This window comes from Paenibacillus sp. FSL P4-0176, assembly GCF_037975265.1.
Classification (GTDB): Bacteria; Bacillota; Bacilli; order Paenibacillales; family Paenibacillaceae; genus Paenibacillus; species Paenibacillus amylolyticus.
In genome coordinates this window covers 1,757,838-1,772,515 of sequence record NZ_CP150242.1, presented here as the reverse complement: position 1 = coordinate 1,772,515, position 14,678 = coordinate 1,757,838, and the positions used below count along the sequence as shown (strand labels likewise).

At 46.6% G+C, this 14,678-nt stretch carries 16 protein-coding genes; 4 read left to right on the top strand and 12 right to left on the bottom strand.

All coding sequences use genetic code 11. From position 1 onward, the window contains the following. Positions 1-4 precede the first annotated feature (4 nt). The 3 genes from MKY95_RS08105 to MKY95_RS08095 all read left to right on the top strand — a co-directional run bounded on the left by MKY95_RS08105 (position 5) and on the right by MKY95_RS08095 (position 1,784). Positions 5-310 (top strand): hypothetical protein, encoded by a 306-nt coding sequence (locus MKY95_RS08105; protein WP_076327230.1) that lies wholly within the window; start codon positions 5-7, stop codon positions 308-310. Positions 311-545: 235 nt separating this feature from the next. Then, positions 546-1,307, top strand: coding sequence for a threonine/serine exporter family protein (locus MKY95_RS08100; RefSeq protein WP_036669533.1), 762 nt, complete (start codon positions 546-548; stop codon positions 1,305-1,307). 18 nt (positions 1,308-1,325) lie between these two features. Next, positions 1,326-1,784, top strand: coding sequence for a threonine/serine exporter family protein (locus MKY95_RS08095; protein WP_047842069.1), 459 nt, complete (start codon positions 1,326-1,328; stop codon positions 1,782-1,784). Positions 1,785-1,924: 140 nt separating this feature from the next. Here MKY95_RS08095 and MKY95_RS08090 read toward each other — a convergent pair whose 3' ends face one another. From MKY95_RS08090 to MKY95_RS08045, 10 genes are all read right to left on the bottom strand, one after another. Then, on the bottom strand, positions 1,925-2,470 hold the full coding sequence (locus tag MKY95_RS08090) for a DUF2569 domain-containing protein (protein WP_051449641.1): 546 nt from the start codon (positions 2,468-2,470) through the stop codon (positions 1,925-1,927). 110 nt (positions 2,471-2,580) lie between these two features. Continuing rightward, entirely contained in the window at positions 2,581-4,449 is a 1,869-nt protein-coding gene (locus MKY95_RS08085) for a PBP1A family penicillin-binding protein (RefSeq protein WP_339198017.1), read from the bottom strand. After that, positions 4,443-5,183 carry a hypothetical protein gene (locus MKY95_RS08080; protein WP_036610683.1) on the bottom strand — a complete coding sequence of 247 codons (741 nt, stop codon included), beginning with the start codon at positions 5,181-5,183 and terminating at the stop codon, positions 4,443-4,445. Before MKY95_RS08080 ends, MKY95_RS08085 begins: the two co-directional genes overlap by 7 nt. Before the next feature lie 99 nt (positions 5,184-5,282). Continuing rightward, positions 5,283-6,416: a HAMP domain-containing sensor histidine kinase gene (locus MKY95_RS08075; RefSeq protein ID WP_036610685.1), complete on the bottom strand. Its 1,134-nt coding sequence runs from the start codon at positions 6,414-6,416 to the stop codon at positions 5,283-5,285. A gap of 55 nt (positions 6,417-6,471) precedes the next feature. Then, complete coding sequence (locus MKY95_RS08070; RefSeq protein WP_026081203.1) at positions 6,472-7,176, bottom strand: response regulator transcription factor; 705 nt, start codon at positions 7,174-7,176, stop codon at positions 6,472-6,474. A gap of 29 nt (positions 7,177-7,205) precedes the next feature. After that, the gene (locus MKY95_RS08065) at positions 7,206-8,159 is read right to left on the bottom strand and encodes an aminoglycoside phosphotransferase family protein (protein ID WP_339198011.1); all 954 of its coding nucleotides are present in this window, start codon (positions 8,157-8,159) and stop codon (positions 7,206-7,208) included. 107 nt (positions 8,160-8,266) lie between these two features. Next, complete coding sequence (locus MKY95_RS08060) at positions 8,267-8,725, bottom strand: DinB family protein (RefSeq protein ID WP_051447174.1); 459 nt, start codon at positions 8,723-8,725, stop codon at positions 8,267-8,269. A 277-nt stretch (positions 8,726-9,002) separates the two neighbouring features. Continuing rightward, positions 9,003-9,944, bottom strand: a complete 942-nt coding sequence (locus MKY95_RS08055; protein WP_036610690.1) for a YwqG family protein — start codon at positions 9,942-9,944, stop codon at positions 9,003-9,005. 149 nt (positions 9,945-10,093) lie between these two features. Beyond that, entirely contained in the window at positions 10,094-11,383 is a 1,290-nt protein-coding gene (locus tag MKY95_RS08050) for an ammonium transporter (RefSeq protein WP_036610695.1), read from the bottom strand. Continuing rightward, positions 11,380-11,799 (bottom strand): hypothetical protein, encoded by a 420-nt coding sequence (locus tag MKY95_RS08045; protein ID WP_036610699.1) that lies wholly within the window; start codon positions 11,797-11,799, stop codon positions 11,380-11,382. The genes MKY95_RS08050 and MKY95_RS08045 overlap by 4 nt, the downstream gene beginning before the upstream one ends. Positions 11,800-12,085: 286 nt before the next feature. Here MKY95_RS08045 and MKY95_RS08040 point away from each other — a divergent pair, with 286 nt between their 5' ends. Beyond that, on the top strand, positions 12,086-12,577 hold the full coding sequence (locus tag MKY95_RS08040; protein WP_036610702.1) for a DinB family protein: 492 nt from the start codon (positions 12,086-12,088) through the stop codon (positions 12,575-12,577). 116 nt (positions 12,578-12,693) lie between these two features. On the opposite strand, the gene MKY95_RS08035 is transcribed toward MKY95_RS08040, so the two are convergent. After that, positions 12,694-13,197, bottom strand: coding sequence for a GNAT family N-acetyltransferase (locus MKY95_RS08035; protein WP_036610704.1), 504 nt, complete (start codon positions 13,195-13,197; stop codon positions 12,694-12,696). A gap of 337 nt (positions 13,198-13,534) precedes the next feature. After that, positions 13,535-14,635: a peptidoglycan DD-metalloendopeptidase family protein gene (locus MKY95_RS08030; protein ID WP_051447175.1), complete on the bottom strand. Its 1,101-nt coding sequence runs from the start codon at positions 14,633-14,635 to the stop codon at positions 13,535-13,537. Between the last annotated feature and the right edge of the window lie 43 nt (positions 14,636-14,678).

Here is a 14,678-nt window from a genome sequence, read left to right as displayed (position 1 = left end):
CATCATGTCTGAATCCACATCCACGCCATCCACACGTGTCGTGTATCAAGCCAATCAACCGATGCTTCAATCCGTGCAAAATGTGCGGAATATGCTTCATCATACAGCCCGGCAGCATGTAGGCAAGAAGGTACAAGTCCAGAATATCGATGGGCAAGTATGGGAAGGTGTCATCATCAGTGCAGACCGGGGAATTTTGTATCTCCAGGTTACCCCGATGCATGGATATCCTGAACCGCGCGCCTTGTTTGGACCAACCATTTTGCCGCTGGTGCTGTATGAATTGTTGGTTATCACACTGTTGATGTAGTGGCATTGTGCCTTTATATCCGAACCTGTTCCAAGAAGCTTCGCTCCTGAGATCTTCAAGTCTTGGGAACGAGGCTTTTTTATCGTCTTGGCGATGGTGCCGTATGATTCCTTGCGAGCGTGTGAAATATGATACAATGGTGTCGCACCACCCCATATCTCATATGAAACGGAGCTTGATCCGGTTGGAATACATACGTCATGATTCATCACCCGTATCACAAGCCGAGACGGGTATGATTGGCAGCAATCCTACTGAACAATCACGCGTGATTGCAATCTGTCTGCTCGCAGGCAAAATCATGCTGCAAAGCGGTGGTGAAACCTACCGTGTGGAAGATACGATGAAACGTATGGCAGCTGCGCTGGGCTTACCCCATTCGCACAGTTACGTTGTTCCGACAGGCATCTTCTTCTCTGTTGATGCAACCGAACCTGCCAAGCTGATTCGCATCTCCGAGCGTACGACAGATCTGGACAAGGTGTCCGAGGTGAATGCGGTCTCCCGCCGCATCGGACAAGGTGAGCTATCCGCTCAGGAAGCCCATGATCTGTTGATACAGATCGAAGGAAAGCCCTCCTCCTATTCAACGGCTGTGCAGCTTACGGCCGCAGCGTTATCCAGTGGTTGTTTTACCATTATGTTTGGCGGGGGCTGGAGCGACTTTCTTCCGGCGTTAATATGCGGGGGCATAGGTTATGCAGCCGTTATTGCCTTTCACAGGTTGGTGCGGGTCAAATTCTTTGCCGAGCTTACGGCATCCTTTGTCATTGGCTTACTCGCTTTTCTCCTGATCTATATGGGAGTGGGTCATGAACGGGACAAAATCATTATTGGTTCGGTTATGCCGCTGGTTCCGGGGCTGCTGATTACCAATGCTGTACGCGACCTGATGGCCGGACATCTCGTCTCCGGATTATCCAAGGGAGCCGAGGCATTTCTGACTGCTTTTGCTATAGGTACAGGCATTGCAGTTGTATTTTCACTTTTTATGTAAGACGGAGGAATGCAGGATATGCTCCATTTTATTGAACAAGCCTTGACCAGTTTTGTCGCCTCAGCCGCGTTTGGGATCATCTTCAACGCACCACGGCGCATGCTGCTCCACGGTGGATTTGTCGGCATGATCGGCTGGATTATCTATATTGTGCTTGAATATGCAGCGGATGCGGTTCCTGCTACACTTGCAGCGACCATAGCCGTAGGTGTCATCAGCCAGGTATTCTCTCGCATGTTTCGCGCACCCGTTATCATCTTTAGCGTCGCAGGCATCATCCCTCTGGTTCCTGGTGGACTGGCGTATAATGCGATGCGAAGTTTTGTGCAAAATGACTACAGTGCCGCTATGGAGATGGCTGCCAAGGCACTCATGTTATCTGGCGCTATTGCCGTAGGCCTGGTGTTATCCGAGGTATTAAACCAGATGATACGCCGAATTCCCGCCTCACTGCGGACAAAATCATCATCGAAATGATTATTCTTTTCAAAATATTCAACACGCGGAAGGCCCGTTAGGCATACAGGATGAAATCTTGTATACCTACGGGCCTTACGTGTCACTATCCTATAGAGCACTATAGTGCATAGTGCAGTGAGACAATCAAAGAAGTCTATTTACTTCACAAACGTATTTTTCACACGTACCGACCGTAGGAAATACGGGATAAAGATACAACATGTCAGAAGCGATCGGATTGTTAAATTAAATGCTGATGTTGGATCGAGCACATGTTGCTCTCTCGGAATCTCAATTCGTGCGATCAAGATCCATGTCACGACTCCAATGAATACATTTGCAATGTACAGAATAATCATCATGCACGGAAATTGCCTTTTTTTCTTATGCAGCAGTACGAGATTCACGATAACGAGCAATAGTAACATGACGCTGCTTATGACTCCGAACCAAAGGAGCGGGCGTATCCCTTCAGTATAAAGTTCCGAATCAACACCACGGACACCCTCCCATCTCACCGGATCCATAATGACATTTACCTGCGACATATCCGCAATAAGAAGCACCAGTGTGACCCACAGGCCAATCTGAATTAATATAAGCCATCCGCCTAATCCGGAGATGCCAGGCCGTTCCGGTCTGATACCACTTTTAGGCTGCAGCGAGCTTGTATCCAGTTCCGAGTCCCTATATTTATAGTTCATTTCAGCCTCCGTTTACGATAGATAAGACACATATTATACATTAGAAGCTATTTTCTGTGTTATCCAAGAGAAGGAAAGAACCATCTGGACTAAGGTCTCTCTCTTGCATTCTATTGGGTAGCACGTCTCATCACTGTTGCGAACAACTCCGCTGCAACACCACTTCCTGACCTCATATAATGTTCTTCATCCGTATGATCAAATCCCATCCAGACCGCCGCAGTCCAGCTGCTCGTATAGCCCACAAACCACAAATCCCGATTGGCCTCTCTTCCCACACCAGGTAATGCAGCCTGTGTTGTTCCCGTTTTCCCTGCTACCTTGTGCTGACCGAGTTGTGCCTGGCTTCCTGTTCCCTGACTGACTACATTTTGCAGCATTCTGGTCATGGCATTCGCCGTACTGGAGGACATTACCTGCTTATTTTCCGACTTATGAGCAAATATTGTCCGTCCTTGTGAATCTGTAATCTCGCGTATCAGATGGGCTGTATTCAATTTGCCATGATTCGCAAACACCGTATAGGCCTGCGCCATCTTCATTGGCGACACTCCCTGATGCACACCTCCCAAGGCAATTGAGAGGTTTAGATCTTCTTTCCCCAGTTCAATACCGAGTCGTGCCGCAAATTGATGTGCATCGTTCAGTCCTGTCTCATGAAGCAGCCATACGGCTGGGGCATTGATAGACTTTTGCAAGGCTTGGGACATGGCTATTGAACCACTGTAACGCCCACCGAGATTGGAAGGTTGATAGCTGCCATATTGCATGCGTTTATCCGGTAGTATGCTCTCTGGCTTGAACTTCCCCGACTCCAACGCAGGGCCATATGCAATAATCGGTTTAAAAGATGAACCTGGCTGCCTTGCATCCATAATCGCCCGGTTGATGCCCCCTTTTAAAGGATTACGTCCACCCATCATCGCTTTCACTTCACCGTTGTGCTGGTCGATAATAACCATACTTGCCTGGACCTGCTCGTCTTGGCGATCATCGGGGAATCGGGTAGCGTCTGCAAATGTTTCTTCCATCGCCAGTTGTGCCTGTTCGTCTAGCCCAGTTTGAATAACCCAACCTGCCGATTGAATCTCTGCTTCACTTTTACCTGTGAGCCGAGAAGCCTCCTGAATCACAGCATCCACGGCAGACACATATGCGGGCTCGCTCAAGCCCGGTGAAGTTGTTGCATTCAATACGGTTTCAGGCGGCGTGAAATCGACGTCACGGGCTTGGAGCATCTGCTTTCGTGTAATGAGTCCCTGTTCATGCATTAGTCCAAGGATAACGGCACGTCTTTGTTTGGAAAGTTCAGGATGATCTACTGGATTGTATATGGATGGACCTTTGGGCATTCCAGCTAATGTAGCAATCTGCCATAGTTTCAATTGGTGCATATCCTTAATTCCGAAATACCGCCAGGCTGCCGCTTTTACACCATACTGCTGGCGTCCCATGTAGATCTGATTCAGATACATTTCCAGAATTTCATCCTTGCTATACTTCTTCTCCAGGGCCATCGCAATCGATATCTCATTCACCTTTCGACTCAACGTTTTATCCCCATTCAAATACAGATTTCTTGCCAGTTGTTGCGTAATGGAGCTTCCTCCCTGACTCAGATTCATATGTAAGATGTCTTGCATAATGGCTCTGCCAAGTCCGATGAAATCTAGTCCATCATGGTTGTAGAAACGTCGATCTTCTGTAGCCAAAAAAGCCATCTTTAATAAATCTGGCATAGCGTTCAGTTCAGCATATTCGGAATACCCTTTGGTCTGCGTATGCAACCTCGAAATTTCGGTCCCCTCTGCATTCGTAATCATGGTTGAAGAGGCCACCTGCATGGCCTCTGGACGATTGCGAAGCATTCCTTCGCCATAAGTAATCAGATAGAGATAGAAAAGGGTCAATATCAAAACTACAACCACTGCGGCATCAAAAACGTAATACATCCATCGCTTGCTCACGTGTTTCAACATTCAGGCTCCTTGTGTACCCGTTCAATTGAAACTTCGTGTTCCTGTCTATCTCGTTGTGTAATCTCCAGAGCATGATGAAGCAGCAATGTCTGTTCATACGCCAACTTGACCCAATGCTGAACTTCCATCTCGTCCTGACACCGCCCTTGGATAATCTCATCCAGAGAAGATTGAATACCGTAGAGAGTAAGTTTTATCGGTAGGTCAACCTGTGTAGAAATAGTTTGAGTGTTCTCCTTGTCTTCTTCATTATGTTGCTGAAGGCCGGGTTGCTCATGCTGAATAAACGCTCCCTCTACCTCTCTTCTCTCATGTTTCGGTTCTGATCTGCTCAGCCCTTCCTCATGCAGGAGAAACGTAATTACATTCAGATTGGCAGCAATTTGTCGTAGTTCACCACCACTTAGAACATCAATTCTTCCAGGATTGTGGCCCAATGCAAGTTCGGCTGTTCCGCGTGCAAGTTGACTGAGATCTTCCGCAATCTTCTGGGATCGAATCCAGAAAAAGATCGCAAACATGGCTCCTCCAATGAAGATAAAGAGCGGCTTTGTTCCGATATGATTGATTCCCCAGTTCATCATACGCGTTATCCATGCTGCATCTGGAAGGATGTGATTGTGGGCAAACCGTAGCACGTGATAAACGACAAAAAGGAGCGCTGCGCTCAGTAACGCGCTTGCTCCTCCAATGTATATGTATCTTAGTCTTACTGTACTAAATTGAGACTTCATATTCGGTATCCTCCTCTATACAATAATATGGTAATAGAGGTAGAATACCGAATATTTCTTAATGAGATAGTGGCTAACTTCTTACCAAATTCTTAATTTTTATTCCTCTGAGTAATTACTTGGTGAAGCAGCGGTTACAGGGAAACGGGTAACAAAATCCGTTCTGCCATTTTCACTGTAAGCAACGATACTTCCTCGATGTAATTCAATCATCGATTTGGCAATCGCCAGGCCGAGACCGGTACCTCCCGTATCGCGGGAACGGGATTTATCTACCCGATAGAATCGATCAAATAGATGTGGCAGATCTTGTGCCGGAATCGGATCACCATAATTACTGATGCGGACTACAGCCTCTTTACCTTCAAGGGCCAGCCCAATCTCCATTCGTTTACCTTGCGAACCATACCGAATGGCATTGCTGAACAGATTCTCATATGCTCTTACAAGCTCCCCCGGAGCAGCTTGTATCCATAGTGGGTCTTGCCCGCCGATGATCTTGTAGGTCATGCCAGCATCCTCCAGCATGGGAGCAAACTCTTCAGCCAGCTGCATCAGAAACGAATTCAGGTTCAACGCTTGCAGAGATAACGGAAGGCTCCCGCCACTCACGCGCGTATATTCGAACAAGTCATCAATTAACTTGCGAAGGGTCAAGGATTTCTCATAGGCAATGCTAACGTAATAGCGCATCTCAATCTCATCTTGGTAGCGATCCTTCTCGATGTACTCCAGAAATCCCAGAATAGAAGTGAGTGGTGTTCTCAGATCATGTGATATCCCCGTAATCAGATCGTTTTTGGCAGCAACTGCATTACGCTCTTCCTGAAGCGATAACTGCAATTGTTCAGCCATCTGATTAATGCTTGCAGCGACCACTCCGAATTCATCAGAGGTCTTCACTTCGATGCGATGGGATAACTCTCCTTTGGCAACCTCCTGAATCCCCGCCGTAATTTCATCCAGGACCCGCATCACCTTGCGTGAGAGCAGGAAAAAAAACAGCACAAAACCAAGCACGCCTACCACAATCATCAAAGGCACCGAACCGATATTATTCACCAACCACCTGATCCCTTGGGCTGGAATGGAATAATCCGGATACGTCTGAGCTTCCAGGATGGTCTGCCCCACCTTACTACCCCCGTACAAAATAACTGCAGTTAATATACCGCTCAGCAGAAATGCATAGATAAATTTCCATCGGACTGTATTAATCAACTTTGAATTCATAGTAGGAACTCCCTGAATGTGTTCATGTTACACGACATCCTGTGAATGTACATGTTTATTGCGGTTTGATCATCTTATAACCAACACCCCATACGGTCTGAATAAACTTGGGGTGTTTGCTGTCGAGTTCAATCTTCTCACGAATCTTGCGAATATGTACCATGACTGTATTATTCGACTCCATGAATTCTTCTTTCCAGACTTGACGATAGATCTGTTCCATACTAAGTACTGAACCTTGGTGACGAGCCAGTAATTCAAGAACAGCAAATTCACGCGGAGTCAGACGAACCGGCTGCTCATCCACCCAAACTTCATGTGTATCGGTATTTATGACCAGATCATCAATAACCCACTCGTGCTCTTTGTTCTCCCGACCTTCATTGAAGGTATGATACCTGCGCAGCTGGGATTTCGCCCGTGCGACAAGTTCAAGCGGGTTAAACGGCTTGGTCACATAATCATCGGCACCGATGCTTAGCCCTGTGATTTTATCCATATCCATACTTTTGGCGGACAGCATAATAATCGGCATTTTCTGCTCTTCCCGAATTTTCATACAAGCTTCGATTCCGTCCATATTTGGCATCATGACATCCAGAATAATGAGATCGATCGACTCTTTTTTCAATTGTTCCAGTGCTTCAAGCCCATCATTCGCGGTGAGAATCCGATAACCCTCGTTGCCAAAATAAATTTCCATCAGTTTAATAATCTCCTGCTCATCATCCACAAGCAGAATGGTTGCTGGCTGTGCCACGGCATTATTCCTTTCCCTTCCATAATTCCTTACCTGTTCAAAGTATACCACCGAGGGATGAAACTGCGAAAATCATCGTGATCTTCACGGACACGCTCGATCTTGGCCATCATCTCAAGCGTCTCTTCAGGCTTCACCTGCTGAATCCACACTACAGAAGACACCAGCGCCATAGCCGTATACAGTGAATACAATCTCCAGAATAACTTATCCGGTTCATTGCCATCGAAATAGCCCTGAATTTGACCTATGGAATATGGAATACTGATCTCCGAAGCAAACAAACCCAGCTTCAAAAATTCATGAATGGGATCACCTTGATCATAACGATTAAAATCAATCACTCCTACGAGTTTATCCTGCTTAACGACAAGATTGCTCGGGTGAAAGTCATCATGCTGAAATCCATCTGGACGATTTTTCATCCAACCGAGATGGTCTGCAATAAACGTTAGAATAACATGATCCTCTTTCATCACGATAGGGCACTGTTTATAGCGCTCCACGTAACGTTGATGCTTGGTGCTCTTGCGTATGTACCATGATTCGATCTGTCCCTCCATCGGCAACTGGTGAATCAGCTGTAGCTGCGCTCCTGCTTCCAAACCAACCGCCCACTGCTGCTGTTCATTCAGCTGAGGCAGTCTCTCGGAAGCATCTTCGCCTTCAATGTAGCTAAGAATCATATATCCGTTCTTCTCATCCAATCTACCTGTGCCCAACGTTGCTGGACACAGTACACCTAATTGTTGCATGCTCTGCAAATATTGATATTCCCTTTGCTTCATCCATTCCTCAGCAATATCATACACCCTCACCAGCACATGGCCTTGACCAGGGATAAACATTTTGAATTTAGTATCTGCTGAATAACCCTTCATAACAGGTTCAATCCGCGTGGCCTGACTAAGTTCAGGAATCTCTTTTAACCTGTCAATCAACGTATTGTCCATCGATGCATTCCATGTATCGTGTTGTTCCACGTCCCGAATCCTCCGTTATTTCACGTATGGCGTGTAGTATCGTCGGTCTATTCCCACTTTAACCCATGATGTTTCCTATAACATGCTTATATGTATTCTATCCGTTTCTATTTAAAAAGTACTGATTCGGGTTCTTTGCCCGTCAGGGTCAGCATCGTATACAATTGTCCCCTGTGATGATACACATGTCCCATAATCTCAAGCAGCCACTCCAGCCGACTATAGGAAGCTCCCCAGTACGAATCCGTCACATGTAATAACTCTTCCGTGTTAAACTGCCTGTACCGTTGGTATAGATACATCTGGTTATCAATCAGAGCCTGCTTGATCTCACCGAGCGAAAGCACCTGATTCTCTGCATAGAATTGAGCCATCTCTTCCTCCGATGCACCTTCGGAAATATAAACATCCGCTCGGCAGATCACAGACAGATGGGCTAGTAATTCTCCAACAGGTCGTTTACCTTCAATTGGAGTCAAAGCCAAGTCTTCTTCCGACAGCTGATCACATATATCGATTAAAGATGTTACAGCCACGTCAATATGTTTAAACGCAGATTGAATCAACAGTTACACTTCCTTTTTATCCCATTATACAGAACATATGATCGGTTTTCAACCAAGATACCCCTCCTTAATATATACCCCAAATCTATATAAATTGAACAAAACATTTACACAAAACGGAGAAGACAGAAAGGACCTGAAGAAGCGGAGCTAAAAGCTTTCTGCAAGAAAGCTTTAGTTCAATTTATATAACAATCTACGAACAAAAAAAGTCCTTCCTCCTTCATATAGACGGGATTCAGGACATTTTGTTGCCTATTTGTTTTCAAATCTTTGCTCAACTTGAGTATAACGAACAATACGTTTGCTCGAATCGTCCAGCCTCCAAGTCAGACTTGCGAATGAAAAATTGCAGCTCCCCGCAATCCCACCATTGGAAACCAATAGCATCATGCGTATCTATCTTCAACAGTAGCAGCGTATCGGATAGTTCCTGCCGTGTCCGATCCTCATCACCGCCGTAATGTTTGGTCAGCTTCTTCTCACACTCCTGCTCATTATAATCGTACTTTTCTCCCAGTGCGATCTGTAACAAGGCACGATGCTCGGCATCCGGATGCTGCCCGTCAGGGTATCCAAACATCCCACCCCAATTCAGCGTACTTGGATGATTCCAGCTCGACTCGAATTCAAGGTAGCGGTCATACAGACTTACTTCCGATTCGGTCTCATCGGTCTCAAGCCGAAGCGGCGAGAGCTCATTCAGCGCATTGGCGTCAATGTATGCATATGTAGGAAACTCAAGATTAGGCAGCACGGTCACCGAATGTGCAACAAACGGGGCTCCATCCAGCGCGGTATCACCTTCAGGCTCTCGCCTTATCAGGTTATGAGAACTCGGCTCAAAAATCACACGATGTTCAATGGGACAAGCAGATTCATCCGTGCCAATGAAAAAGTATAACATTCCACGTTCAGGCAAAGTCCCGCGCCCATCATTCGGCGTATACGGCGACAAATCCACCAGGTTCAGTTGGGCCAGGAAAGTCATTGGAACTCCTTCTTGTGTTACGGGCCATTCCATGCGACTTGGCAAATCCGGATGTCCACCCACACGTGAGTTTCCTGTTCTGCGATATTCGTCCAGTGTGGATACATCGAGGCGAATTCCCCAGCGGCTTGAGGACAACAGCAGATCGGCAGCAACTCCCAAACCATATTCCTCAAGTGTTTTACGGGCTTTTCTGGTCAGACGTTCACATTGTTCTGGCTTAATCATATAGATCCTCCCCTTTTGACAATACACCTATGCTGAGACATATTCAGGTTCACACCTGTATATTCTTCCGCCCGGACGTCTTTCCCTGCTTCTAGCAAAAAAAGAGACTGACATCCCCTGTCAGTCTACTTCTTTATCCTATATTCCATTTAACGATTTGGATCAGAAGACTTTTCTTGGTAAGCACGCATATGCTCCTCACCGTCCAGGAATTCATGGGCCTGATGGGCTGCCATCACACCATGATAGCTGATATCGAGACCGAGATCTTCCTCTTCTTCTGTCGAACGTACAGGCACAATTTTGCCAATCAACTTTAACCCGATCCAGGTCATGGCGAATCCCCAGATGACCAAGGCTGTAAGGCCAAGTGCCTGAACACCCAGCAACCTCCAGCCGCCGCCCATAAATAATCCACCATCCGTGGCAAACAGACCTACAGCAATCGTGCCCCACATTCCTGATGCGGCATGCACCGGGAAAGCACCAACCGGATCATCAATCTGCCGACGGTCCAGCCAGTTAGTGGCAGCCATCATCAACAAGCCAGATACTGCCCCAATGAATATCGCTGCTACATCACCAACAAAAGCACAGCCTGCCGTAATACCGACCAGTCCCGCAAGCGAACCGTTAATGACCGAGGGTGCATCTGAACGATTGAAGCGGAATAACGTATACAGCAACGTAACCGCACCACCCGAAGCCGCAGATAACATCGTGACAATCGCAATGTGACCAATTCTTACATCCGTCGCGCTGAGTGTACTACCAGCATTAAAGCCAAACCAACCGAACCATAACAGAAATGCACCTACAGATGCCAGTGGCAGATTGCTTGGGAGTGCAATGGCACTTACGCCAAGTGGCGTGTACTTCCCTTTACGTGGGCCAATGATAATCGCAGCAGCCAGTGCTGAGAATCCGCCGAGCGCATGGATGACAGCCGAACCGGCAAAGTCCTGCATCCCCAGCTGACTAAGCCAGCCGCCGCCCCATGCCCAGTGTCCACCAATCGGATAAATGATCGCCGTCATCAATATGATATACAACAGGTAGGCACGGAAGTTGATGCGCTCGGCTACCGCTCCTGAAACGATGGAAATAACGGCAATGGTAAAGGCCGCCTGGAACAACCAGAATGTCTCCAGAGATACCGGTACGTCCAGGTGAGACAAATCCCCATTCAGGAAAAATCCCGTTACTCCCGCAAAACCACCAACGTCCGAACCATACATCAGTCCAAAACCGATCGCATAGAACAGTAACGTCCCAATCGTAATGTCAGCAAATACCTTCATAATAATGTTCACACTATTTTTATAACGCACAAAGCCAGCCTCGAGCAGGGCGAATCCACCCTCCATCAATAAAATCATCGCTGCACTCAGTACGACCCAGACCGTATCAATCCCGGTGCTTAACGTTTCCAAAGTCATGCTTGTACATCCTCCGTTTCACTAAGCTGTCTGAGCTCACGGATTGTATCGGGCGCAAGCTCAATCTCGTCCCGCTCAATGCTGTCCGGATGCTTAATTCGTTCTGCGATCTGATCTAATTCACGTATGCGTCTGCGAATCTGTTCCATCTTGCGAAAACGTTCCTTCACCTGCACCATATACTCCACCGCCTGATGATGGGATGCGGGGCGGCCCGCGAACCATTTGCGTACGGGCGACAACGATTGATAAGCAACCTCTTCCGCTCGACGCTTTTGTTCGAACTGTTCGATCTTCTGCTTGAGCGTTTGGATCTCATTTTCTTTTTTGACCTTCAGCCGTTCGATAAGGTACAATAAATCGGACGATGATATTTGCAATGCTGTATGGTGATACACCTCGTCGATCACTAACATATCATGTCAGGACTCCTTACATATCAAGTTACTTGTACCGATTATAGTTTGCCGGGGTCTGCCCGTCAATCTTTTTTTGGACTTGGAATGGATTTAAATGAACCGTTCATGGAGAACGGCTTTTTTTATTTGGCACAAATTACATCTAACAAAGGATAATGTTGCCTAGGTTCGCATTCACTCTTTCCAATCTCAATGCTTATAGAATAAGCATCCACATTTGGGGTAATGAACATACACAGACTACCCGCATCATAGAACCTATATATAAGGAGAGGATTGTACGATGTTTACTCGTAATGACGATATACGCAACCAAATCTGGGAAGCAGTCTCTGGACTCGAAGAAGAACAATTGAACCGAAAACCTTCACCCCAACAATGGAGTATTATGCAAGTACTACGACATCTGAATCTGATGGAAAATGTAATTGGAAAACAAGCCCGCCTGGCCCTCGAGAAGGAACAGACGGTGTCTGTGGACAAAAAACCATATGAACTATCATTGGACCGCAGCCGCTCCGTCGAGGCACCACCCCATCTTCAGCCTCCAGCAGCGCCTGAAGCACTCGCAGACGTACGCAGTGATCTGGACGAATCTCACCAAGCGTTAAACAACTTTGCATTGGATCATGATCCTGACCTGCTGCGCAGCAAGTCCTTTCCTCATCCCGTATTTGGTGAGATGGATCTTACCCAATGGATTGACTTTACAAGTTATCATGAGGAACGTCATCTGGAACAGATCCAAGAGATTAAACAGCAGCTTGGCGTGTAAGCCCAACCTATACTTTCACATAGCAAAGAATATACATGTACGACAAAAAAACCTCCAATCCTATTAATTTAGGTTGGAGGTTTTCAGTGTTCTTATGTTACGAATAAGAACGACACTTATATTTTTTTGCCCAAAATCGCCAGATCTCTATTCACACCATCCAACACGGCCACTTCGGGATAATAACCCCATTGTTCAAAACCATGCTTGCGCAATAACCCCAGACTCGGTTCGTTATGCCCGAAGACAAATCCAAGAATGGTCTTAATTCCAAGTGCAGGACATGCTGCAAATACCGTTTCGAGCAAACGTCCACCAGCCCCAATTCCGCGGCATTGCTGATCCACGTATACACTGACTTCCACCGTTCCATTATACGCAGGGCGTCCATAGAACGAGCTGAGACTTGCCCAAGCTACCACCTGTCCTGCCTGCTTCATCACCCAAAGTGGACGATGTTCCGGTGTATGTTCTTCGAACCAAGGCAACCGTTGCTCCACCGTCACTGGCTCCAAATCCGCTGTTGCCATACGGCCCTCAATAGTAGAATTATAAATCTCCACAATCCTCGGCAAGTCCTCCAGGCGCGCATATTCAATCTGCACATCTTCCAGTTTCATCGCTATTCCTCCATCATTCCAGATCAAACCTCTAATTATAGAAGATATTATAACGGAGAAGAGAAGTCTTCGTCATCCCTAACATTCTGACAGAGAAATCTGTAAATGTTTAAGTAAACATTTACACGACAACGGAGAGGACAGAACCAATCAGAAGAAGCGAAGCTAAAAGCTTTCTGCAAGAAAGCTACTTCGGAAGCATACACTGCGCCTTTATCCCCGGATTTGCCCCTTTATATAAGGGAATCAATAAAATCTGGGGATAACAGCGATCGGAAGATGGTTCTGACCGCGTAGTAGTCCAGTGTAAATTCAATGCTTTAACTTATATATAGCATTACTCTGGCATTCCCTGTATTGTGTTACCACGAGTGAACTGCTGACTCTGGTCTGCCCAACGAATGTTAATTGAGCGAGATGTGAACAGATCCGGGCCATCCGATACCTGGAAATGCAGATGAGCTTCACTGGAATTTCCCGAATTACCAAGCTCACCGATAGGGTCCCCCTGCTTGAGCTTATCTCCTTTTTTGACCGAAACACTGCCTTTCTTGATGTGCCCGGTGATGCTGTATTCACTGTTGCCATGGTCGATTACCACATAGTTACCAGCCGGTTCTTCCGGATTCATGACACCCGGCACATTGTCCGGTATATCGTTCTTGATCTCGACGACAATACCATCGGCAGCTGCATAAAGTGGTTCACCAAAAGCATAGTAGTTTTCGTTTGCCGTTGCATCACCTTGATAACTGGATTGTTCTTTGGTCCGAACGATATCCAGCGCATACCGCTGGGTTTCATGCTCATAATGATAGTTCGACAAGGCATCATTGCCTCCCCAGAATACGTACCATTCCCCCTTCATCGGCAATTGAAATTCCGTTTTGGTGAATTTGGCATCCGTGTCCTCATGAGCTTGCAGCGGTTGGATCGAGAGACCTTCAATTTGATTTTCTTCGGAAAAATAGGCTCGAATTCCTTTCGTCCCAGTCTGATCCTTCCAGGCCACCTCAGATATTTGATTCATTTTGGCGTCTACCACTTGCTCCCATGATTCAACACCCACCAAAAAAGGATCGGCCGTCGTTTTGAACTGTTCAAGCGTTAACGTCCCCTTCAATTCGGGAGAGAATTGATTATAGATTGCATCCTTTGAACCGTTCATCAGCGTATCTATGAAATTGTCCGGTGTAACCACCGCGCTCACCTCTGAACTTGAGTTCTGCTCCTGATTGGAGTTCTCGCTCGCTTCATTATTGGACGCCTGTTCGGCTGACTGCTGCTCCGCCTGGTCGGAAGTAATGGAGTTACTGTTGCCGCAAGCAGACAATATCACGCAAGCTCCAAGGGTAATCGCAAGCACCTTCCAGCCCTTTTTATTCTGTAATTTTGAATGTGTATTTTGTTCTGATTTCAGATGACCTTCTCTGTTCATTCTCAACATCCCTTCTGTTAATCGTTATACTTTCCAGTTAAGT